A 20128-nucleotide genomic window follows, 5' to 3' on the forward strand; every position below is an offset into this window, starting at 1 on the left:
GTGGAGCTGTGCCGTGGGTCAGTCACGGCGTGCGGTGACGATGGCTCAGTACGCGGAGTTGACGTTGTCGATGGAGCCGTAGCGGTCGGCGGCGTAGTTGGCGGCCGCGGTGATGTTGGCGACCGGGTCCGTCAGGCTGTTGGAGGTGCCGGCGACGTGGTAGGCGTCGAAGGTCGGCTGGATGACCTGCAGCAGGCCCTTGGACGGGGTGCCCTTGACCGCGTTGACGTCGTAGCCGTTCACGGCGTTCGGGTTGCCGGAGGACTCACGCATGATGTTGCGGTGCAGACCCTCGTAGGAACCGGGGATGCCCTTGGCCTTCATGATCGACAGAGCCTCGTTGATCCACGCGTCGACGTTGCCTCCGCCGGTGCCCTTCTGGGCCGACACCGCGGAAGCGGCCTTCGGCGCCGCGGCGGGCTCGGCGGCCTGCGCGGGAGACGGGGCGAACGTCAGCGCCGCGCCCGCGAGACCGGCGGCGGCCAGGACCGTGACGGTGGCGCGCTTGAAGCGGGTGGTGGGGGCGGCAGCGGCGATCGGGGCGGAGAAGGTCATACGGGAGTACCTCTTCATGTTCGGGGACATCGGGCGGCGCTGGACCGTGTGGTGGCGCCTGGAGCGGAATGGGGATCCGCGTCCTGACCCGGGGGTGTGGAGCGAGCCGCTTCGCTCGTGCTCCGACCCGCTCTCCGGGACGACAGCCATAGTTAGCGATGGCCGAGAGGGGGCGCAAGGATGTGACGTACTACCCCACTACGGAGGAATGTCCGAAATGACCCTATGTGGTGCCTTCTATGCACCGCTGGGCGGCCCCACCGGCTACTACCACCACTAGTATGTGATCTGGCTCCTATGGGGTGCTTCACAGGCTCGACCCCCTCCGCGTTACCCACGTCACGCTTCCAGCCCGGTCCGGAGGCCAGGATGACGCCCCCGGAGGGTGACCTTCTCAAGGAGGCGGAATGGGTGAAACCGCGCGGCAGGTCGACTTCGTGACCGAGTGGCCCGTGCCGCTGGCGCTGGACGTGCGCTGGATCCATGGATCGGAGTCGGCGAAGCACAACACCGACCCGGACATCCAGGTGCACCCCTATGACGAGCACACGGTCGTCCTGCGCCAGAACATGGCCGTGCATTACGAGGCGCCTTTCCTGTTTCTGCTGTTCGGCAACGCGCGCGCCGTACTCATCGACACGGGAGCCACCGCGTCCGCCGAGTACTTCCCCCTGCGCCGGGTCGTCGACGGGCTCATCGGGGACTGGCTGGCGGAGCACCCCCGGGACACCTACGAACTCCTCGTCCTGCACACGCACGCCCACGGGGACCACGTGGCGGCGGATGCCCAGTTCGCCGACCGGCCCCACACGCGCTTGGTCAGGGCGGATCGTGGCAGCGCCTGGGAGTTCTTCGGGTTCGCGAACGACCAGGGCCGAGTGGCCCGCGTCGACCTGGGCGGCCGCGTCCTGGAGTGCCTGGCCACCCCGGGTCACCATGCGGCGGCCGTCACCTACTACGACCCGCACACCGGGTTCCTGCTCACCGGAGACACGGTCTATCCCGGGCGGCTGTACGTCGAGGACTGGGCGGCGTTCACCGAGTCCATCGACCGCATGATCGAGTTCGCGGCTACCCGTACGGTCACCCACGTCCTGGGCTGCCACATCGAGATGAGCAGTGAGCCGGGGGTTGACCACCCGGTCCTGACCACCTGTCAGCCCGACGAGCCACCGCTGGAGATGACGGTGGAGCAGCTGCGGGACATCCGCCGCGCGATCGACGAGATCGGCGACCGGGTCGGCCGCCACGTCTTCCCCGACTTCATCATCTGCCGCTCCGACGACTGAGCGCCCCGGCCTATCACGCCGACCGGCGCAGCGAAACCATGAGGGGGGCTGTCTCCGCCGACGGATGATCAATAACCTGGTGGGCGTTGCCTGTTACTGACCGAGGGAGCTTCATGTCCACCGCACAGGTCCCCGACATACTGTCGCCGGAGTTCGCCGAGAATCCGTACCCGGCCTACGCGGCCATGCGTGAGCACTCTCCGCTCATCTGGCACGAGGCCACACAGAGTTACGTCATCTCGCGGTACGCCGATGTCGAGCGCGTCTTCAAGGACAAGGAGTCGCAGTTCACCACGGACAACTACAACTGGCAGATCGAGCCGGTGCACGGCAAGACGATCCTCCAGCTCAGCGGGCGTGAGCACGCGGTCCGCCGCGCCCTAGTCGCGCCGGCGTTCCGCGGGAGCGACCTTCAGGAGAAGTTCCTGCCGGTCATCGAGCGCAACTCCCGCGAACTGATCGACACGTTCCGCGCCACCGGCTCCGTCGACCTCGTGGGCGCGTACGCCACCCGCTTCCCCGTCAACGTGATCGCCGACATGCTGGGCCTGGACAAGGCGGACCACGCGCGCTTCCACGGCTGGTACACCACCGTCATCGCGTTCCTCGGCAACCTGTCCGGGGACAAGGACGTCGCGGCCGCAGGTGAGCGCACCCGCGTCGAGTTCGCCGAGTACATGATCCCGATCATCCAGCAGCGCCGGGACGACCTCGGCGACGACCTGCTCTCCTCGCTCTGCGCCGCCGAGGTCGACGGCGTCCGCATGAGCGACGAGGACATCAAGGCGTTCTGCAGCCTGCTCCTCGCGGCCGGCGGCGAGACCACCGACAAGGCCATCGCCAGCATCTTCGCCAACCTGCTCACCCACCCCGAGCAGCTCGACGCCGTCCGCAAGGACCGCACGCTGATCGCCCGCGCCTTCGCCGAGACGCTGCGCTACACCCCGCCCGTCCACATGATCATGCGCCAGTCGGCGACCGACGTGGAGGTGAGCGGCGGCACGATCCCCGCGGGAGCGACCGTCACCTGTCTGATCGGCGCCGCCAACCGCGACGCGGACCGCTACGCGGAGCCCGACCGCTTCGACATCTTCCGCGAGGACCTCACCGCCACGAACGCGTTCTCGGCGGCGGCCGACCATCTGTCCTTCGCGCTCGGCCGGCACTTCTGCGTCGGCGCGCTGCTCGCCAAGGCCGAGGTCGAGATCGGCGTCGGCCAGCTCCTCGACGCGATGCCGGACGTGCGGCTCGCCGACGGGTTCGACCCGGTGGAACAAGGAGTGTTCACCCGCGGCCCGCAGTCCCTGCCGGTGCAGTTCACCCCCGTCACCGCGTGAACCATGCGGCCGGGAGCGGCAGTTGTCCGGTCCCGGCCGTGTGGTGTCCGTATGTCTCAGTGCGACACAGGCGTGAACTGCACCGGCAGCGAGGTCAGTCCGCGCATCCAGATCGACGGGCGCCAGGTCAGTTCCTGCGGCTCCACGGCGAGCACCAGGTCGGGGAGCCGCTCGAGCAGCGTCTCCACCGCCGTACGGGCGATGACGTCCGCGAGGAGCGGGGCCGGATACGGGCAGCGGTGCTCGCCGTTGCTGAACGACAGATGGGCCGAGTTCTCCGCGCCCACCTGCGACTCGGGCCAGATCTGCGGATCGGTGTTGGCCGCCGCGAGGCCGAGCACCAGACAGTCGCCCGCCCGGATCTGCCGCCCGCCCAGCTGTGTGTCGCGCACCGCCCACCGGCCGATGAAGTTCTGCGTGGGCGTGTCCAGCCACAGCACCTCGTTCAGCGCCTGACCGACACTGAGCCGCCCGCCGGAGACGTTCAGCGCGAACCGTTCGTCGGTCAGCAGCAGACGCAGCGTGTTGCAGATCCAGTTGGCCGTCGGCTGCTGCGCCGCCGCGATGACGGAGATCAGGTCCTGGACGACCTCCTCGTCGGTGAGGCCCGCCGGGTGCGCCAGCATCCGTGACGTGACGTCAGGACCGGGTGACTCCCGCTTCTCCTTGACCAGTTGCTGGATGCGCGCGCCCACCCGGCCGTACGCGGCCACCGGGTCGTCGCCCTCCGCGGCGTCCAGGGAGATCCGCAGATCGTCCACCAGCTGCTCGGTGTCGGTGCTGCCCGCGGGCATCCCGCAGAACTGCACCGCCGCCCGCATCGGCAGGGCGTGCGCGAAGGCGGCCATCAGCTCGGCCCGGCCGCTGCCGGCGAACGCGTCGATGAGCTGGTCGGCGATGCGCTCGCAGTCGCGGGCGAGTTCGAACTGGTCGACCTCTTCGAGGGCCTCAGTGATGACGCCCGCGCGCCGCTGGTGCTCGGCGCCCTCCGTGAATAGGACCGACGGCTGGTAGCCGACGAACGGCATCAGCGGCCAGTCGGCCGGGATGTGCTCCCACTGGTTCCAGCGCCGCGAGTCCCGGGCGAACAGCTCGTCGTGGCTCGTGACATACGTGACCTCGGGATAGCCGAGGACCAGCCACGCCGGGATGTCCCCGTCGAGCAGGACGGGCGCGATGGCGCCGTGCTCCCTGCGCAGGGACCGGTACAGCTCCGAGGGGGTCTGCTGGTACTCCAGGCCGCTGAGGGCCACCGCGCCGGAATGGGCGGGGCAGCCGGGCGGCGGGGTCGCGTCGGTCATGGTGTCTTCTCCCGGGCCATGGCCAGTTCGTAGAGGTGGTCGACGAGGGTGATCAGAACGTGCTTGCCCGACGACCTGACGCGCGCGTCGCAGTCGATCAGCGGCACGTGCTCGGGCAGCGTGAGCGCCTGGCGGATCTCGTCGAGGGAGAACCGGGTCCCGTCGCCGTCGAACCGGTTCACGGCGACCACGAACGGCGTCCTGTGGTGCTCCAGGCGGTCGATGGCGTACCAGGAGTCGCTCATCCGCCGCGTGTCGACGAGCACGACCGCGCCGAGCGTCCCCGAGAACAACCGGTCCCACAGGAACCAGAAGCGCTCCTGCCCGGGGGCGCCGAACAGATAGAGCACCATTCGCTCGGTGAGGCTGATGCGCCCGAAGTCGAACGCCACCGTCGTCGTGGTCTTCGAGGAGACCGCGGCAGGCTCGTCGACGCCGATGCCCGCCTGCGTCATGACCTCTTCGGTGTTCAGCGGCCGGATCTCGCTGACGGACCGGACCAGGGTCGTCTTGCCGACGCCGAACCCGCCCACGATGACGATCTTGAGCCCGGTCTCGGCGACGTCGGAAAGCGGCGTACGGGAGGGCAGCTCAGAGGTTGCGGAGTCCATGCAGCACCTCCTTGAGAAGGGCGGAGTCGGGGAGCGAGGCGACGGACCGCGCCGCGCGTGGATGCCGGGCGGTGATGCGGCCCGTCGCGAGGAGATCGCCGAGCAGGATGCGCATCACCGTGATCGGCAGCTTCATCTCGGCCGCGATCTCGACCACGGCCGCCGGATGCCGGCACAGGTCGAGGATGCGGACCTGTTCCGACTGCATCCCCGGCGTGGGCTCGCACTCGGCGACGACCAGGGTGACCAGATCGAAGGTGTCGTCGTCGGCCCGGCTGCGGCCACCCGTGACCGTGTACAGCCGGTCCGGGTCACCGGTGTCGACGGGCCGGCGTGTCATGAGGACGCGCTCTCTCCGTCGTCCGTCCGTGGCTCGGCCCGCAGGTGCTCGCCGATCTGCTCGACGAGCTCGCTCATCCGGTGGCCGACGACGCCAGGGTCGGCGCCGTCCTCGGCTATCACCGCGAGATGCGCGCCCTCGCCCGCCTCGACGATGAACAGCAGACCGCCGTGGAACTCGGTCATCGAGTGCCGTACACCGCCCGTCCCGTCACCGAACTCCACCGAGGCGCCCTGGGCGAGCGCCTGGATGCCGGAGCAGATGGCCGCGAGCTGGTCGGCCTGGTCGAGGGTCAGATGTTCGCTCCAGCACAGCTTCAGACCGTCCCGGGAGAGCACCAGGGCGTGGCGCGTGCCGGGCGTGCGGTCCAGCAGGCTCTCCAGGAGCCAGGTCAGGCTGTTGTCAGTGGTCCGCATGGCGTGTGGGGCGGGTTGTGCCCGGCGAACCGGTCACCAGCCCGTGCCTCCAATCAAACGTTCTCGTACGGGGGATGGGGGCGCCGGTGCCCGGGCGCGTGCGGGGAGCGGGGCGGGCTACTCGGCCGGCGACTCGTCGGCCTGGTGGGGCACCTCGGGCGACGTGCCGGGCGTTTCGTCGCGAGCGCGCCGCGAGCGGTGGAAGGCGCCGAACTGCGCACCGGCGTCGCGCGGCGCACGCACGGACTCCTCCGCGGGCGTGCCGTCCTCGGCGGGGGCACGGTCCTTGCGGTCGCGTTCGGCCGAGGCCATGGTGCGCCCCGGCGCCCGTACCGGCAGGCCGCCCGGCGTCGCGGACGGCGGGTCCGCCTGGGCGGGAATCCCGGGCGTGGTGTCGTCGGACGTCCGCGGTGCGGGGTCCGGCGCCGTCACAGGTGCGGCGGGGGCGGCGGCGTGGCGGACCGGGGGCTGCTGCGGGGCGGGGTCGCGCTGCTGGGCGAGCAGCTGCGGCGGAAGGAGGACCACGACACCCGTGCCGCCGCGGGAGGACGGCCGGAAGTTCACGCTGATGCGGTACTTGGCGGCGAGGCGGCCCACCACGGCGAGGCCGAGCCGGGTGCCCTGGAGCGAGGCCAGGTCCGTCTCGCGGCCCGACACCGCGGCCTCGGCGCGGCGCATGGCCGCGTCGGCCATCTTCAGGCCGCTGTCCTCGATCGTCACGACGATCCCGGCGCTGCGTTCCTCGACGTAGACGTGGACCTCGTCGATGGGCGGCGAGAAGTTCGCGGCGTTGTCCATCAGTTCGGCGAGGAGGTGCATGACGCCCTCGGCGGCGAAGCCGGCGATCGCGGCATTCGTGGCGCAGTGGAGCCTGACCCGCTGGTAGGCGGCGATCCGGCCGACCGCACCGCGCAGGATGCTCTCCATGACGATCGGCTTGTTCCACGCGCGGCTGGCGCGGCCGCCCATGAGAAGGGCCAGCCGGTCGGTGAGCAGGCCGAGTTGGGACGTGTTGTGGTCGAGCCTGAGCAGATCGCCGAAGACCTCCTCGCCGTGCCGGTCCTGCATGTCGCGCAGATCGGCGAGCATGCTGACCGACTTGGCCTGCACCCGGCTGAGGGCCTTGGCGCTGGCGGCCTGGGCGGCCGCGGCCCGCCGCTCGCTGGTGGCGAGTTCCCGTACGAAGGACTCCGTCAGGGCGCGCAGGTGCGCGTCGTCGGGGTGGTGGAGGCCGGAGAGGACCGCGTCGGCGGTGGAGCCCTCGCGCAGCGCCGCGACGGCGGCCGGCAGGGTCGCGGTCGCCAGCTCGTCCAGGTCGCGGTCGGTGCGGGCGATCCGGCGGGCCGTGTCCTGAGCGGTGGCCACCGCGGACGCCTCGCGCCGTACGGCGTCGTCCAGTTCGGCGGTGAACGCCTCAAGTGCCTGGCGCAGTTGGTGGTCCGCGGGCGGTGCGGTGGCGGCGAGTGCCTCCTCGGCGCCCGTGCCGTCCCGCAGCCGCTTCGACACGGAGGGGAGCGTGACGTTCACGAGATGGGCGGCATCGGCCCCGCGCTGTGTCAACTGCTGCTGGAGCGCGAGCGATTCACCCTGCGCGGTGTCCACTGCGCCACGGGCCCGTTGCTGGAGCAGCGCGGCGGTGATGAGGGAAGCGGCCACGCAGAGCCAGCTGATCAGAAGCGCGACGAGCACCCAGGTGCGGGCGGCCTGCGGAGCCGCGGCGGTCACCGCGCCGACGGCCGCTCCGGCCACGACGAGGACGGCGAGGGGGACGGCGAGCGTGGAGCGCCGCGACGTGGGTGTTCGGCGCGGCCTCGGGCGGGCAGGCACTGGCATTCCGCGGTCCCATCGGTGCTTGCGTGCGGGAAGGTCGTGGCCGATCGGCTCGGGTCGGCCGCACGGCCGGTCCCACCAACGGGATGGTGATCTTCCGGCACGTATGTGGCGCTCATGCTAGCCACCGCGCGCGGTGAGAGAACCGGGACAATGGGCGCAGAGCGCCCGGCGGCGAAGTTCGTCGCGAAGTCGCCAGCCTGTCGGGGGGCCGTGGTAACAGCCTTCGCCGCCAGGGGTGTGCCAAATGGGGACAGGTGTACGGGTGTTGTGCGTGAGTGCGCTCGGGCCGGGACGGGTTCACCGGCGAGTTGACCGGGGAACGGCTGCCCTGAGCGGCTCGCGCGTTACTGCCGGGGGGCTGTTTTCAGCCAACCCCGGCCGGATGCGCAGTGCTGCGTCATGGATGTGGAGCCTCGGGGGTGCCGTTCGGCCGGCCGCAATGGAGGCGATTGTCGGCAAAGCGCGGTAGGTCAGGGGCGGAACGGACGTACGGCGCACTTGCCTCGTGTGTGACGGTTGGCGGATGGACCGGTCAGTCCTCGTGCGGGGCGCGCGTCCTGCGCCACAGCACGCAGGCGGCCCCGCCCGCGAGGGCCGCGCCGAAGCCGATCCGGCCCAGGTCCAGGCCGCCGCCCGCGGTGCTGCCGACTCCGGCGCGTGCGCCGAGATAGTTGTCGCGTGTCACGTTCATCGGGGTGCTCCACGGCCTGCCGTCAGGGCACGCTCCCTCCACGGACACCTGCGAGCTGCTCCCGACCGCACCGGCCAGGCGTGCCGTCCCCCGGTACTGGGTGCGCCCGTCCTGCCCGATTCCGCCGCCGAACATGGGGAGCGTGACGGAGCCGGCGGCGAAGGCCTGGGAGCGGGCCGTGATGGAGCCGCGCCCGCCGCCGGCGCAGTAGACCGTGATCTCGGCGGTGGACGAGGCCCCCACCGTCGTGGACGGCGACAGGCGTGCCTCCGCGTAGGAGTCGCCGTTCGCCGAGCCCCGGTCACGGGTTCCGTCCGCCGAGCCCCGGTCACGGGTCCCGTCGTCCGAGCCCCGGTCGAGAGGCCCGTCGTCGGAGGGGCTCAAGGGGTCCGTCCGGCCCACCGAGCCGACCCGGCCCACCGCGTCGGGTGCGGTCAGCGAGGCGGGCGCTGCGACGGGGTGCTGTGCGGCTGCGGTCCCGGGCGCGAGCGCGGTGAGGCAGGCGGTCGTCGTGATGACGGTGGCTATCGGGCAGAACATGAGGCGTCTCCGGTCCCTGTGCCGCAGCGGCAGAGGGAGCTGCGGTCCTGGTCAGGACGCTAGTGAGCCCGGGCGGACGGCGCCCGCAGGGTTAGGCCGATCGGATGTCGTCCGCGTCGGAGGCCGGCTCGCGATATCCGGCCGCGGCGGCCGCCACGAGCAGGGTGCCGACGAGGAGCGGCCAGCCGAGACCGTGGTGCAGCACGAGCAGAGCGCCGAGCGTGGCGCCCGCGAGCATCGCCACCACGGAGGCGATCCGCCGCCCCGTCCGCGGAGCGGTGCCGCCCGCGAGCGAGGACTCCGAGGCGAACCCGGTCAGCGTCATCGTGAGGACCGTCGTGGTCATGTCCGGGACCCCGAGTTTGCGGACGGTCGCGTTGCGTAGCCCCATCGCCCATGCGAGGACGGCGATGAGCGTGTACGTCGCCCCGCCCGGCCACGCGAACGCGACGGCCGTCGCCACGGCGAGCAGGACCGCCTCGGTGACGAACACCGACCGCACCCAGGTCGCCCGCGCCCGCCCGGCGAACACTCCGGTCAGCCGCCCGGCGCACACGGCCCCCGCGAGGAACGCGCCGAGGGAGGTGACCGACCCGAGGACGGAGAACCCGGGAGCGCCCGCCGCGGCGAAGCCGATGATGATGACGTTGCCGGTCATGTTCGCCGCGAAGACGCGGCCGAGGCCCAGATAGCTGACCGCGTCGACGAAGCCGCTCACGACCGTGAGGACCGTGAGGGCCGCGGGGAGGGCGGACCTGCGTGGTACGGGCGCGGGCTCCGCCGGTGGAACGCTGGCTTCACTCACCCGCACGACCATACGGAGTCCCGGTCCCGGCGGCCCGCCGGATCAGGTCCGCACGGCCCACCGCTCCTCGACCTTCGCGAGCCGCCAGTACCCGATGGCCACCGCCCAGACGACGACGAACAGACCCACGATGATGAACCCGACGTTGTCCAGGTCGAGCCCGGCTATCCAGCCGGTCACCGAGTCCCGCAGGTCGAGCTTGTCGTGCAGGACCCCCACGAGCTCGATGGTGCCGATCAGGAACGCGACGGCGATCGAGAGGCCGGTGATGGCCAGGTTGTAGAACACCTTGCGCACGGGGTTCGAGAACGCCCACTGGTACGCGAAGTTCATGAACGTCCCGTCCAGGGTGTCGAACAGACTCATTCCGGCGGCGAACAGCAGCGGCAGGCACAGGATCGCGTACCAGGGCAGTCCGGCCGCCGCGCCGCTGCCCGCCATCACCATCAGCGTGACCTCGGTCGCCGTGTCGAAGCCGAGGCCGAAGAGGAAGCCGAGCGGGTACATCTGGCCAGGCCGGGTGATGGACTTGGTGAACCGGCCGAGGATCCGGTTCATGAACCCCCGTGAATCCAGGTGCTGTTCGAGCTCCGCCTCGTCGTACGAGCCCGCGCGCATCGCCCGGAACACCCGCAGGATCCCCACCAGGGCGACGAGGTTGAGCGCCGCGATGAGGTAGAGGAAGGACCCGGAGATGGTGGTGCCCATGACGCCGAGCGTCTGATGGGTGGCGGAGCCCTCGTTCATGATCCGCCCGGCGAGCTGGGTGCCCCCGGCGATCAGCGCGGCGAGCACGACCACCACGCTGGAGTGGCCGAGCGCGAACCAGAACCCCACCGACACCGGGCGCTTGCCGTCGGCCATCAGCTTCCGGGTCGTGTTGTCGATCGCGGCGATGTGGTCCGCGTCGAACGCGTGCCGCATGCCCAGGGTGTACGCGGTGACGCCGAGGCCGATGCCGAAGGCCTTCGACCCCACCTCGTAGTGCTCCGGCACGACGAGCAGGAACAGCACGCCGAACGCGACGACATGGAGTGCGGCTATCACCGCCAGGAGCCCGGCGGTGCGGACGGTGTCCTCGCGCCGCCAGTGGAACGCGTCGCGTCCGGTCTCCGGGGGCTTTACGGGCAGGGTCATGCGGTCACGCTCCAACACCTCGTGGAATCACTTCGTGAGATGCCGTGGCCGGTCTCCTGGCTGACGGGTGTCCGCGTCCGCCCCTGCCTTCCCAGCTGCGCGCGGCAGCCAGTGGCGTGGTGGGGCGAGGCGTCCCGAGTCGTCTCGTTGCCGAGGGACCCGGGGCCCGATCACAGTGGCGAGGGCCGCTTCGGTCTGGGTCCTTTGAGGGACCGTCACCGAATTCCCGAGCGCCACGGCCCGCCCACAGTAGAGGCCGGTCGGCGACGCCTGCAAGGCTGCACAGCTGCATAGGTGTGCGCGGGTATTCAAGATCACATCGGCGGCTGCGAGGATGGCGTCATGCATCTCGTCCCTGCCGAGCGCGCCGACCGCCGCACGATCGACGGCCACCGGGTCTGCGAGGCCATCGCCGCCATCGGTGAGCCAGGGCATGTCCGTGCCTGGGCCGACCGGTTCTCCCTGCTCGCCGATCCCCGGCGCCTCGCGCTGCTGCTCGCGCTGTACCGGGCGGGGCCGCTGGCCGTGTCGGATCTCGCCGTGGCCACGGGCATGAATGACCCGGCGGTCTCGCAGGCGCTGCGGCTGCTGCGCGCGGCCGGCGTGGTCGAGGGGGAGAAGGAGGGCAGGATCGTGCGCTACCGCGTCGTCGACGCGGCGACCGCGGATCTGCTCGAGCAGTGCGCGACGGACGGCGCGCACTGACACGTGCGCGCCGTCATGGCCGGTTTCAGTCCCGTCGGGCGGCGGCCCGGCGGCGCGCGGCGGCGATCTCCGCGTACGTGAGGTCGCGGCCCTCCCAGTGCGAGCCCTCGACCGACTTGCCGGGCTCCAGGTCCTTGTAGACCTCGAAGAAGTGCGTGATCTCCAGACGGTCGAACTCGGGGATGTCCTCGATGTCCTGCACGGAGGTGTGGCGCGGATCGTGCGCGGGCACGCAGAGGACTTTCTCGTCCATGCCCTTCTCGTCCCGCATCACGAACATGCCGATCGCCCGGCATTCGACGGTGCAGCCGGGGAACGTCGGATCGCCCACCAGGACGAGTGCGTCGAGCGGATCGCCGTCGCGCCCGAGGGTGCCCACGATGTATCCGTAGTCCGCCGGGTACTGGGTGGAGGTGAACAGCATCCGGTCGAGCCTTATCCGGCCGACGGAATGGTCCATCTCGTACTTGTTGCGGGAGCCTTGGGGGATCTCCACGGTGACGTCGAACGCGTGGAGCGCGTCGGTGCCGTGGGCTGCGTCGGTGTGTCGGACCTCGTTGTCCAAGCCGGCCTCCTCGTCCACCCCGAGTGTGCGCCCGGGAGTACCGGCGCGTCAGCCGATCGGGAACTCCAATTCGGGCCTGTCCCACATCACGGCGGGCGGATCGGCGGCCGCCGTGCCGGTGCGGACGGCTCCCGTGCTGCGGTAGAAGCCCTCGGCGGGCGGGTGCGAGACCACGCGGACCGAGGTGAGACCGGCGGCGCGCGCCTCGTCCTTCATGTGGGCGACCAGCAGCCGCCCGATGCCGAGCCCCTGCGCCGCGTCGGCGACGAACATCAGGTCGAGCTCCGGCGGTACGAGCGTGAGCGCGTAGAACCCGAGCACCAGGTCGTCGGCGCCGACTGCGACGAAGACACGATGAGCCTCGATGTAGTCGGGGCCCACCCGGTAGCCGGCCACCATCGACGCGTACGGGGCCTCGTAGGCGCGGGACGTACGGACGAGCCGGGTCAGCCGCTTGGCGTCGCGGGCGGTCGCCCTGCGCACCCGGACCGCCCCGCCACCTCCCGATCCCAAGGCTGTAATGCTCGAAGTCATAGTGAGAGTATTACGCATCCTGCGGCGCCGATCGACCCGGGACCCTGTACGGCGGCCGTCTCACGCGGTGGGAACGGTGGACTGCACCTGCCGCAGGAACGTCGCGTTGTCCGGCGTCTGCCGGATCCGCTCGACGAGCGTCTCGAGCCCGGCGTGCCCGTCCCGCGACTGAAGTGCGCGCCGCAGACCGCGTACGACCGCCAACTCGGCCTCCGGCAGTAGGAGTTCCTCGCGGCGCGTGCCGGACTGGGTGAGGTCGACGGCGGGGTGGATCCGGCGCTCGGCAAGGGTGCGGTCGAGGCGGATCTCCATGTTGCCCGTGCTCTTGAGTTCCTCGAAGAAGTAGTCGTCGGCGCGAGAGCCGGTGTCGACGAGCGCGGTGGCGAGGATGGTGAGCGAGCCGCCCTCCTCGGCGAGCCTCGCCGCTCCGAAGAACCGCTTGGGCCCGATCAGCGCGGACGCGTCGACACCGCCGCTGAGCGTACGGCCGCCGGACGAGACCGTGTTGTTGTGGGCGCGGCACAGGCGCGTCAGGGAGTCGAGGAGGATGACGACGTCCCGGCCGTCCTCGACGAGCCGCTTGGCACGCTCGACGGCCAGTTCGGCCAGCGCGATATGCGCCTTCGCGGGCTGGTCGAAGGTCGAGGCGAAGACCTCGCCGCGCACCGAGCGCCGCATGTCGGTGACCTCCTCCGGCCGTTCGTCGAGGAGCACCACCATCAGATGGGCCTCGGGGTCGTTCGTGGCGACGGACGCGGCGAGCTGCTGGAGCAGCACCGTCTTGCCGGTCTTGGGCGGCGCCACGATCAGCCCGCGCTGCCCCTTGCCGATGGGGGTGAACAGGTCGACGACGCGGGGTGTCACACCGCCCTTCGCGGTTTCGAGACGCAGCTGCTGCCGCGGGTGCAGGGGCGTGAGGTCGCCGAACCGGGGTCGTCCGCGCAGCTCCTGCACGGGGCGCCCGTTGACGCGCTCGACCTCGGCGAGGGCGCGCGGCCTGCCGCACGTCCCCTGGATCAAGTCGCCCTTGCGCAGGCCGAGTCGGCGGATCAGGGCGGCCGGCACCTGGACGTCGTGCGACGTCGGCAGGAGGTCGGCGAGGCGCAGGAACCCGGGCCCGTTGCCCGAGATGTCGAGGACGCCCGCGGCCTGGACCGCGACCTCCTTCGGCTGCGTCGTGAACGCCTTTGTGGTGGTGGGGGGTTCGAGTGTGGTGGTCATCGGAATCGGTCCTTTCGCGGACGTTCGTACGAGAGCATGAGTGAGGTGGGATCCGGCGGGATCGGGGCGGTGACTGCACGCCCCGCGAGGCGGGCGGGCGAAGAGGCCCGTGAAAGCCCTGAGAAGCCTGTGGCCGGGGAGAAGCGATGCGGGGTACGGCGCGTCGGCGCCGCCTGGCGCATCGCTGACATCGATTCGACGAATCCCGCTGTCGCGGCGATTCGGAGAGGGAGACTGGCACCGGCGCCGAAGAGGCGGCTAGCACACGTGCCACTCGCACTGTAACACCACGGGGGCGCCGTCCCGCAAGGGCTCACGTCACGGGCCGCCGCTCTCAACCGCCCGTGAACCCTGCTCGACCCCTTGGGCAAAGCCCCCGTGCCGCCGGGCGCGGCCTATGCTGAGCCCCGATGTTCGCACCTGAAGGCCCCACGGTCCGGGAGCTCGCCGTCCAGGCGCTGTCCTCCGTCGAGCACGGCTACGACCTGCTCGCCCCCAAGTTCGACCGCACGCCGTTCCGCACGCCCCGGTCGGTCCTCGCACCCGTGACGCGTGCCCTGCACGGTATGGGCCCCTTCGAGCGCGGACTCGACCTGTGCTGCGGGACCGGCGCGGGGTTCGGCGTGCTGGCGCAGGTGTGCCGCGAACGGCCCGTCGGGGTCGACATCAGCGCGGGCATGCTCACGGCGGGCCGCACGGTCCACCGAAGCGGCGCGGACCTGGTGCGCGGCGACGCCCTCGCGCTGCCCTTCGGACCGGCCTTCGACCTCGTCGTCAGCTTCGGGGCGTTCGGCCACTTCCTGCCGCGGCAGCGGCCCGCCCTGTTCGCCCAGGTCCACTGCGTGCTGCGGCCGGGCGGACGCTTCGCTTTCCCGGTGCCGGCTCCCGCGCGGCCCGGCTCCCGCGGCTACTGGGCGATGCTGGCCTTCGACGGTGCGATGCGGGTCCGCAACGCGCTGTGGCGGCCACCCTTCGTCATGTACTACCGCGGCTTCCGCCTCGGCGACGTACGGAGCGAGCTGGTCAGGGCCGGTTTCGACGTGGAGCTCCGGGCGCTGCCCGAACTCGGCGAGCGCTCCGACGGCAGCCCCAGGTGCCGCCTCCTGGTGGCCACGAAGGCCGGCCCGCCGCGCTAGGCGGCCTCGGGCGCCCCGCCCGCCTGCCGTACGTCCTCGTGGAGATGCACGATCAGCCAGCGGCCGACCGTGGGGTCCTTGCGCAGGACCGCCGTGTTCCGCAGCAGTTCGGGACGGAGCGGGGTGCCGTCCGGGCCGGGCGCGTACGCGACGCGCAGCCAGTAGCGCAGGACCGCCGTGTCACCGAAGACGTCGACGACCGGGTCGTACGGGCGAAGCCCGCTCCCCACGGGCCCGTCCCCGGACTCAGGCCGCTCGTCCCGCACCCGGTCCAGGTCCGGCTTGCCGAGCAGCAGCGGCTCGGCGGCCGGGTCCCAGATCGTCGCCTCCGGGTCGAGCCGGGCGTCGATCTGGGCGCGGTCCCCGGTGGCGTACGCCTCGTACATGCCGGTCACGACGGACCAGACGGCGGCCACGTCGCCGGGCGCCGCGCCCGGCCTGGCCAGTGCGGGGCGGGCGGACACGGCGGACTCGGGCATGAGGGCTGCTCCTGGTCGGACGGGGGAGGCGCGCCGGGTCGGCGCCGATGCCAGGCCACCGTAACGGGTCGTCGGTGACGGGTGCTCCGTCGGGCTGAAGCGAGGCCCGGGCAGGGAGGGACACCGGCGCGGGCGCGGCTACGGGTGTGGCTGATTCGCGGCCTGTGTAATGGGTCGGCGGTGCCGTGACGACACGGTGTCCTGCGGGAACGTCAGCTGGCCGCTCATCCACCGCATGGCCGGAGCGATCTCCCGCTGCCATGTCGTGAAGTGGTGGCTGCCGCGCGGCAGGATGATCTGGGCCGACGTCATGGGCGGCCTCACCGCGTGCAGGAACTTCACCGTGTCGCCGTAGTCCTTCTCGCCCGACCTGCTGCTGGCGGCCAGGACGGACACGCGCGGCACGGGCAGGTGCTCCAGACGCCAGATGAGGTCGTGTTCGCGCTGCCGCTGCGCGGCGCCGGGACCCGAGCCGAAGAGGCTGCCGGTGGTCAGGTCGTCGCCGATCCTGTAGTCCGCGGACAGTGCGGCCGCCGAGGTGTACACGCCGGGGTGGCGCAGGGTGAGCTGGAGCGCGCACGTGCCGCCCGACGAGTAGCCGAGAGCGCCCCACGCGCTGGGGTCGTGACCCACGCGGTACGACCGCTTGAGCGCCTCCGGCAGATCCTTCGTGAAGAACGTCTCGGCCCTCGGACCGCCCGGCACGTCCACACACTCCGTGTCACGGGGCGGCGCGATCGTCGGGCGCACCATCACGATCACCGTCGGCTGGATCTTGCCCGCCCTCAGCAGCCGGTCGGCGGTCTGCGGGACCTGGAGGTACTGGGCGAGGTTCATGATGCCGCCCGGGTAGCCGCTGATCGCGACCATCACGGGGAAGCGCTGGCGGTGGAACTGCTTCTGGAAGTACTGCGGCGGCAGATACACGAACGCGGGGTTCACGGCCTTGCTGCGCCGTCCGACGATCTTGACCGACTCGACCCGGCCGACCTGTGCCGCGGGCCCGTGCGGAATGCCCTTCACCCGATCGAGGCCCTGCGGTCCGGCGGGCTGCACCAGGCCGCCGCGTACCGCACCGACCGTGGAGTAGACACCGGACCGGCTGAGCGCCGTGACCTCGGCGGGCGCCTTGTCGACATGGCCGATCAGCTCGTCCCACGAGCCGTAGAACTCGAAGTTCGTGTTCACGGCGACGGCGAACGCGGTCAGGATCGTGAGCTGGGTCGCGCCGATCACGCCGAGGCGGCCGAGCACGGCCATGGGCCCGCGCCGGGCGAGCCGCGGCCACACCCAGACCGTGAGCCCCACACACACCAGGGCGGCCAGCACCGTCGCGTACTCGAGTGACCGGCTCGTCAAGCCCATGTTTTCCTCAACTTTCAGCCGTCATCTGCGCTGTTCGGCAGTTTTCACCGGGAAAGAGGCACGATGGCCGAGGAAGGTTTGCCGGCCACCGCGTTCTTACCGTGCTCCTGTGTCGCTCTTACTCCAGCGAGGTGGAGCACTCCTACGCTCAGTCACTGTGAAACAACGCCCCGCCGCCGTGGCAGGTCACACGTGCCTGATCATCGGAATTCTGGACATCGCGTCGGCGATCTCCCCGCACATGCAGGAGACCCGCATAGAGCGCATCGCGCCCTACGTGCCGGGCCTCGCCGAGGAGGTGGCCCGCGCCGCCGCGCTCGCCGCGGGACTGCTGCTCGTGATGCTCGCCAGAGGCCTGCGCCGGCGTAAACGGCGCGCCTGGGAGGCGGCCGTGGGGCTCCTCGCGGTCAGCGCGCTCGTCCAGGGCGTGCGCCATCACGCCCTGATCCCCGCGACCGTCTCCGTCGTCCTGTGCGTCGCGCTCGTCGCCTACCGTGAGGAGTTCTACGCACTCGGCGACCCGCGCGGCAGAACGCGCGCCCTGTGGAACCTCGTCGTCCTCGGCGGCAGCAGCTTCGGGCTCGGCCTGCTCGTCGTCGGTGTGCGCGCGAACCAGGAGGCGGGCCACGCCATCACTTTCGCCGACCGGGTCCAGGAGGTCGGCTACGGCCTGATCGGTGCGTCAGGCCCCATCGCGTACAGGAGCGACCGCGCCGGCGACATCGTGTACTTCTCGCTGCTGGCGCTCGGCGTGGTCACCGCCGCCACCAGCGCTTATCTCGCCCTGCGGCCCGTGACCCTGCGCCGCGCCGACAGCGACGAACGGCTGCGCGCCCTGCTGGCCGACGAGGGGCGGCGCGACTCGCTCGGCTACTTCGCGCTGCGCGGCGACAAGAGCGTCCTCTTCTCGCCCTCGGGCAAGGCCGCCGTCGCCTACCGCGTGGTGTCCGGCGTCGCCCTGGCGGGCGGCGACCCCATCGGCGACCACGAGGCCTGGCCCGGCGCCATCAAGGAGTTCCTGCGGCAGTGCGCCCTGCACGCCTGGACCCCCGCCGTCATGGGGTGCAGCGAACTCGGCGGACAGGTCTGGATCCGCGAAGGCGGCCTCAAGGCGCTGGAGCTGGGCGACGAGGCCATCGTCGACTGCCAGGCCTTCAGCCTCTCGGGGCGCACCATGCGCAACGTCCGGCAGATGGTCAACCGCATCGAACGCGCCGGCTACACCTGCCGCATGCGGCGCGTACGCGATCTGCCCGACGAGGAGAAGAAGCGGCTGCGCGAGGCCGCCGCCGCATGGCGGGGCAGCGCCACCGAACGCGGGTTCTCCATGGCGCTCGGCCGGTTCGGCGACCCCGACGACGGGGACTGCGTCGTCGTCACCGCCCACCAGGACGACGAGGCGGGCAACGACCGTGTGCGCGCCCTGCTCCACTTCGTGCCCTGGGGCGAGGACGGTCTCTCCCTCGACCTGATGCGCCGCGACCGCACGGCAGAGCCCGGCCTGAACGAACTCCTCATCGTGGCCGCCCTGCGCGGCGCCCCCGGGCTCGGAGTGCGCCGCATGTCGCTCAACTTCGCGGTGTTCCGGGCCGCTCTCGCGCGCGGCGAGCGCCTCGGTGCGGGCCCGGTGCTGCGGGTGTGGCGGGGGCTGCTCGTGTTCCTCTCGCGCTGGTTCCAGATCGAGTCCCTGTACCGCTTCAACGCGAAGTTCCGGCCCGAGTGGGAGCCGCGCTTCGTCGTCTACCCCACGGTGCGCGACCTGCCGAGGATCAGCTGGGCCTGTCTCCAGGCCGAGGCGTTCGTCGTCCTGCCGCACCCGGCGGAGCGGCTGAGGCAGTCGCTGCGGAAACGGCCCGCCGCCCGCGAGGAGAAGCCGCAGCCGGTGAAGGTCACCACCCCGTGACCAGCAGGTGGTTGACCAGCAGGGCGAGCACCGCCTGCGCGGTCAGCCACCCGCGCCGCCACCGCTCGGGCAGCAGAGCGGTGGCCGCGATGAGCCAGACGGCGAACGGGAGCCAGATACGTTCCGTCTCCGCCTTGCTCATGCCCGACAGATCGGCGGCCAGGAGGGCGAGCGCCGCGCCGAGGACGACCAGCGCGAGCCGCCCCTCCGGCTCACCACGCGCGTGCAGGACACGTCCCGGAACCCGGCGCAGCCCCGCCGCCGTGGCAAGCCCGACGATCAGCACGGTGCACGCGAGGTTGGCCCATACCCAGTACCCGTACGGCCGGATCCCGCCCGCACCCTGGTAGTAACGCTCCGTCAGCAGGCGATACGCCTCCCACCAGTTGAACCCGACGAGGGTGAACGCGACGGGCACCACGGCCGCCCCCACGACGAACAGCGGCAGCGGCCGCGGTGTCCGCGCCGCGAGCAGCGCGGCCGCCGCGACGAGGACCATCAGCGTCAGCCCGTACGACAGATAGCAGGTGAGCCCGAACAGCAGTCCGCTGCCGAGGGCCGCCCAGCGGCTGCCGCGGGTGGCCGCCACCGCGAGCAGCGCCACCGACCAGGCGGCGACCGCCGCGAAGTAACCGTCCGCCGACGTGCCCGTCCAGACCGCGGCCGGCGCGAGCGCCAGGAAGGGCGCCGCGCGGCGAGCCGTCCGTTCGTCGGCGAGCGCGCGCACCGTGACGAGGACGGCGACAGCCGCCGTGCACCCCACCGTGATGCACCACACCCCGGCCCACGCACCCCCGCCGAGCCCGATCCGGTCCAGGCCCACGAAGGTCAGGGTCGCCGCGGGCGGATGCCCCGCGACATGGGGAGGCCAGTGGCCGGGGGAGTGCAGCAGGATGTGCCGCGTGAAATCCCGCAGTGTCGCGCCGACGTCGTCGAACCGGTCGATGACCTGCAGATACTCGTACGACGTGGTGAGGCGCCCGGCGATGCCCCGCTGCCAGCCGTCGATGAGCGCGAGCGAGAAGGTCCACGCCGCCGACGCGGCCCACACGGCGGGCAGCAGCAGCCGCCACCGAAGCCGGCCCGCCACCACGGGCCCGTACGTGACGACCAGTACGGCGACGGCGATCGCGGCCGGGGTGCCCGGGCCGACGTGGGGATCCCAATGGGCGTACAGGGGCGCCCAGTCGACGTGCAGGGTGCCGTAGTGGTCCTGGATGTACCGGCCCACGAGCGCGGCCGCCGCGACCAGGGCGGCGGCGGCAGCGGCGGCGAGCAGGTCACGGCGCGTCCCGGTGGAGGGTGGCGCGGAGCGGGGGGCTTCGGGGGGAGCTTCGAGCTTCACACCCGGAACGCTAGGCGCCC

Annotated in this window: 20 protein-coding genes and 1 riboswitch; of the genes, 5 read left to right on the plus strand and 15 right to left on the minus strand. The window is 71.6% G+C overall.

Annotation, left to right across the window (positions count from 1 at the left end; all coding sequences use genetic code 11):
• Positions 1-45 precede the first annotated feature (45 nt).
• A complete protein-coding gene (locus tag OG758_RS40295) occupies positions 46-555 on the minus strand; it encodes a transglycosylase SLT domain-containing protein (protein ID WP_327576765.1) in 510 nt (169 codons plus the stop codon).
• Positions 556-962: 407 nt separating this feature from the next.
• Between OG758_RS40295 and OG758_RS40300 the strand changes: the two genes are divergently transcribed.
• Positions 963-1844, plus strand: coding sequence for an MBL fold metallo-hydrolase (locus OG758_RS40300; RefSeq protein WP_326714395.1), 882 nt, complete (start codon positions 963-965; stop codon positions 1842-1844).
• Positions 1845-1957: 113 nt separating this feature from the next.
• A complete protein-coding gene (locus OG758_RS40305) occupies positions 1958-3181 on the plus strand; it encodes a cytochrome P450 (protein ID WP_326714396.1) in 1224 nt (407 codons plus the stop codon).
• A gap of 56 nt (positions 3182-3237) precedes the next feature.
• Here the strand turns inward: OG758_RS40305 and OG758_RS40310 are convergent, their stop codons facing one another.
• The 8 genes from OG758_RS40310 to OG758_RS40345 all read right to left on the minus strand — a co-directional run bounded on the left by OG758_RS40310 (position 3238) and on the right by OG758_RS40345 (position 10855).
• A complete protein-coding gene (locus tag OG758_RS40310) occupies positions 3238-4482 on the minus strand; it encodes a cytochrome P450 (protein WP_326714397.1) in 1245 nt (414 codons plus the stop codon).
• Positions 4479-5093 (minus strand): GTP-binding protein, encoded by a 615-nt coding sequence (locus OG758_RS40315; protein ID WP_326714398.1) that lies wholly within the window; start codon positions 5091-5093, stop codon positions 4479-4481. Before OG758_RS40315 ends, OG758_RS40310 begins: the two co-directional genes overlap by 4 nt.
• The gene (locus OG758_RS40320; protein WP_326714399.1) at positions 5074-5433 is read right to left on the minus strand and encodes a DUF742 domain-containing protein; all 360 of its coding nucleotides are present in this window, start codon (positions 5431-5433) and stop codon (positions 5074-5076) included. Before OG758_RS40320 ends, OG758_RS40315 begins: the two co-directional genes overlap by 20 nt.
• Entirely contained in the window at positions 5430-5849 is a 420-nt protein-coding gene (locus OG758_RS40325) for a roadblock/LC7 domain-containing protein (RefSeq protein ID WP_326714400.1), read from the minus strand. Before OG758_RS40325 ends, OG758_RS40320 begins: the two co-directional genes overlap by 4 nt.
• Positions 5850-5966: 117 nt before the next feature.
• Positions 5967-7682 (minus strand): sensor histidine kinase, encoded by a 1716-nt coding sequence (locus OG758_RS40330; protein WP_326714401.1) that lies wholly within the window; start codon positions 7680-7682, stop codon positions 5967-5969.
• A 532-nt stretch (positions 7683-8214) separates the two neighbouring features.
• Entirely contained in the window at positions 8215-8913 is a 699-nt protein-coding gene (locus OG758_RS40335; RefSeq protein ID WP_326714402.1) for a hypothetical protein, read from the minus strand.
• A gap of 91 nt (positions 8914-9004) precedes the next feature.
• Positions 9005-9718: a YoaK family protein gene (locus OG758_RS40340; RefSeq protein ID WP_326714403.1), complete on the minus strand. Its 714-nt coding sequence runs from the start codon at positions 9716-9718 to the stop codon at positions 9005-9007.
• A 42-nt stretch (positions 9719-9760) separates the two neighbouring features.
• Complete coding sequence (locus tag OG758_RS40345; RefSeq protein ID WP_326714404.1) at positions 9761-10855, minus strand: HoxN/HupN/NixA family nickel/cobalt transporter; 1095 nt, start codon at positions 10853-10855, stop codon at positions 9761-9763.
• A gap of 29 nt (positions 10856-10884) precedes the next feature.
• A riboswitch (cobalamin riboswitch) is annotated at positions 10885-11108 on the minus strand.
• A gap of 89 nt (positions 11109-11197) precedes the next feature.
• Between OG758_RS40345 and OG758_RS40350 the strand changes: the two genes are divergently transcribed.
• Positions 11198-11560, plus strand: a complete 363-nt coding sequence (locus OG758_RS40350) for an ArsR/SmtB family transcription factor (RefSeq protein WP_326714405.1) — start codon at positions 11198-11200, stop codon at positions 11558-11560.
• Between the two features lie 25 nt (positions 11561-11585).
• Here the strand turns inward: OG758_RS40350 and OG758_RS40355 are convergent, their stop codons facing one another.
• From OG758_RS40355 to rho, 3 genes are read right to left on the minus strand one after another with little or no spacing between them, the layout of a single operon-like run.
• Positions 11586-12125 (minus strand): inorganic diphosphatase, encoded by a 540-nt coding sequence (locus tag OG758_RS40355; RefSeq protein ID WP_326714406.1) that lies wholly within the window; start codon positions 12123-12125, stop codon positions 11586-11588.
• Between the two features lie 48 nt (positions 12126-12173).
• Complete coding sequence (locus tag OG758_RS40360; protein ID WP_266930153.1) at positions 12174-12659, minus strand: GNAT family N-acetyltransferase; 486 nt, start codon at positions 12657-12659, stop codon at positions 12174-12176.
• Between the two features lie 60 nt (positions 12660-12719).
• Positions 12720-13880 carry a transcription termination factor Rho gene (rho, locus tag OG758_RS40365; protein ID WP_326714407.1) on the minus strand — a complete coding sequence of 387 codons (1161 nt, stop codon included), beginning with the start codon at positions 13878-13880 and terminating at the stop codon, positions 12720-12722.
• A 410-nt stretch (positions 13881-14290) separates the two neighbouring features.
• On the opposite strand from rho, the gene OG758_RS40370 reads away from it, so the two are divergent.
• Positions 14291-15016 (plus strand): class I SAM-dependent methyltransferase, encoded by a 726-nt coding sequence (locus tag OG758_RS40370; RefSeq protein ID WP_326714408.1) that lies wholly within the window; start codon positions 14291-14293, stop codon positions 15014-15016.
• Here OG758_RS40370 and OG758_RS40375 read toward each other — a convergent pair.
• Together OG758_RS40375 and OG758_RS40380 are read right to left on the minus strand one after the other, a co-directional pair.
• Positions 15013-15495, minus strand: coding sequence for a DUF4440 domain-containing protein (locus OG758_RS40375; RefSeq protein ID WP_326714409.1), 483 nt, complete (start codon positions 15493-15495; stop codon positions 15013-15015). The two genes, OG758_RS40370 and OG758_RS40375, sit on opposite strands and share 4 nt — an antisense overlap.
• Before the next feature lie 138 nt (positions 15496-15633).
• On the minus strand, positions 15634-16860 hold the full coding sequence (locus tag OG758_RS40380; RefSeq protein WP_326714410.1) for an alpha/beta hydrolase: 1227 nt from the start codon (positions 16858-16860) through the stop codon (positions 15634-15636).
• 157 nt (positions 16861-17017) lie between these two features.
• Between OG758_RS40380 and OG758_RS40385 the strand changes: the two genes are divergently transcribed.
• A complete protein-coding gene (locus tag OG758_RS40385; RefSeq protein WP_382060535.1) occupies positions 17018-18763 on the plus strand; it encodes a phosphatidylglycerol lysyltransferase domain-containing protein in 1746 nt (581 codons plus the stop codon).
• Here OG758_RS40385 and OG758_RS40390 read toward each other — a convergent pair.
• Positions 18750-20108: a hypothetical protein gene (locus OG758_RS40390; RefSeq protein WP_326714411.1), complete on the minus strand. Its 1359-nt coding sequence runs from the start codon at positions 20106-20108 to the stop codon at positions 18750-18752. The genes OG758_RS40385 and OG758_RS40390 overlap by 14 nt on opposite strands.
• Between the last annotated feature and the right edge of the window lie 20 nt (positions 20109-20128).

Origin of the sequence: Streptomyces sp. NBC_01474 (assembly GCF_035918215.1) — a bacterium.
Classification (GTDB): Bacteria; Actinomycetota; Actinomycetes; order Streptomycetales; family Streptomycetaceae; genus Streptomyces; species Streptomyces aureus.

Coding starts and splice junctions, on each gene's coding strand:
- OG758_RS40295 (WP_327576765.1), bottom strand. CDS start 555: ATGACCTTCTCCGCCCCGATCGCCGCTGCCGCCCCCACCACCCGCTTC.
- OG758_RS40300 (WP_326714395.1), top strand. CDS start 963: ATGGGTGAAACCGCGCGGCAGGTCGACTTCGTGACCGAGTGGCCCGTG.
- OG758_RS40305 (WP_326714396.1), top strand. CDS start 1,958: ATGTCCACCGCACAGGTCCCCGACATACTGTCGCCGGAGTTCGCCGAG.
- OG758_RS40310 (WP_326714397.1), bottom strand. CDS start 4,482: ATGACCGACGCGACCCCGCCGCCCGGCTGCCCCGCCCATTCCGGCGCG.
- OG758_RS40315 (WP_326714398.1), bottom strand. CDS start 5,093: ATGGACTCCGCAACCTCTGAGCTGCCCTCCCGTACGCCGCTTTCCGAC.
- OG758_RS40320 (WP_326714399.1), bottom strand. CDS start 5,433: ATGACACGCCGGCCCGTCGACACCGGTGACCCGGACCGGCTGTACACG.
- OG758_RS40325 (WP_326714400.1), bottom strand. CDS start 5,849: ATGCGGACCACTGACAACAGCCTGACCTGGCTCCTGGAGAGCCTGCTG.
- OG758_RS40330 (WP_326714401.1), bottom strand. CDS start 7,682: ATGCCAGTGCCTGCCCGCCCGAGGCCGCGCCGAACACCCACGTCGCGG.
- OG758_RS40335 (WP_326714402.1), bottom strand. CDS start 8,913: ATGTTCTGCCCGATAGCCACCGTCATCACGACGACCGCCTGCCTCACC.
- OG758_RS40345 (WP_326714404.1), bottom strand. CDS start 10,855: ATGACCCTGCCCGTAAAGCCCCCGGAGACCGGACGCGACGCGTTCCAC.
- OG758_RS40350 (WP_326714405.1), top strand. CDS start 11,198: ATGCATCTCGTCCCTGCCGAGCGCGCCGACCGCCGCACGATCGACGGC.
- OG758_RS40360 (WP_266930153.1), bottom strand. CDS start 12,659: ATGACTTCGAGCATTACAGCCTTGGGATCGGGAGGTGGCGGGGCGGTC.
- rho (WP_326714407.1), bottom strand. CDS start 13,880: ATGACCACCACACTCGAACCCCCCACCACCACAAAGGCGTTCACGACG.
- OG758_RS40370 (WP_326714408.1), top strand. CDS start 14,291: ATGTTCGCACCTGAAGGCCCCACGGTCCGGGAGCTCGCCGTCCAGGCG.
- OG758_RS40375 (WP_326714409.1), bottom strand. CDS start 15,495: ATGCCCGAGTCCGCCGTGTCCGCCCGCCCCGCACTGGCCAGGCCGGGC.
- OG758_RS40380 (WP_326714410.1), bottom strand. CDS start 16,860: ATGGGCTTGACGAGCCGGTCACTCGAGTACGCGACGGTGCTGGCCGCC.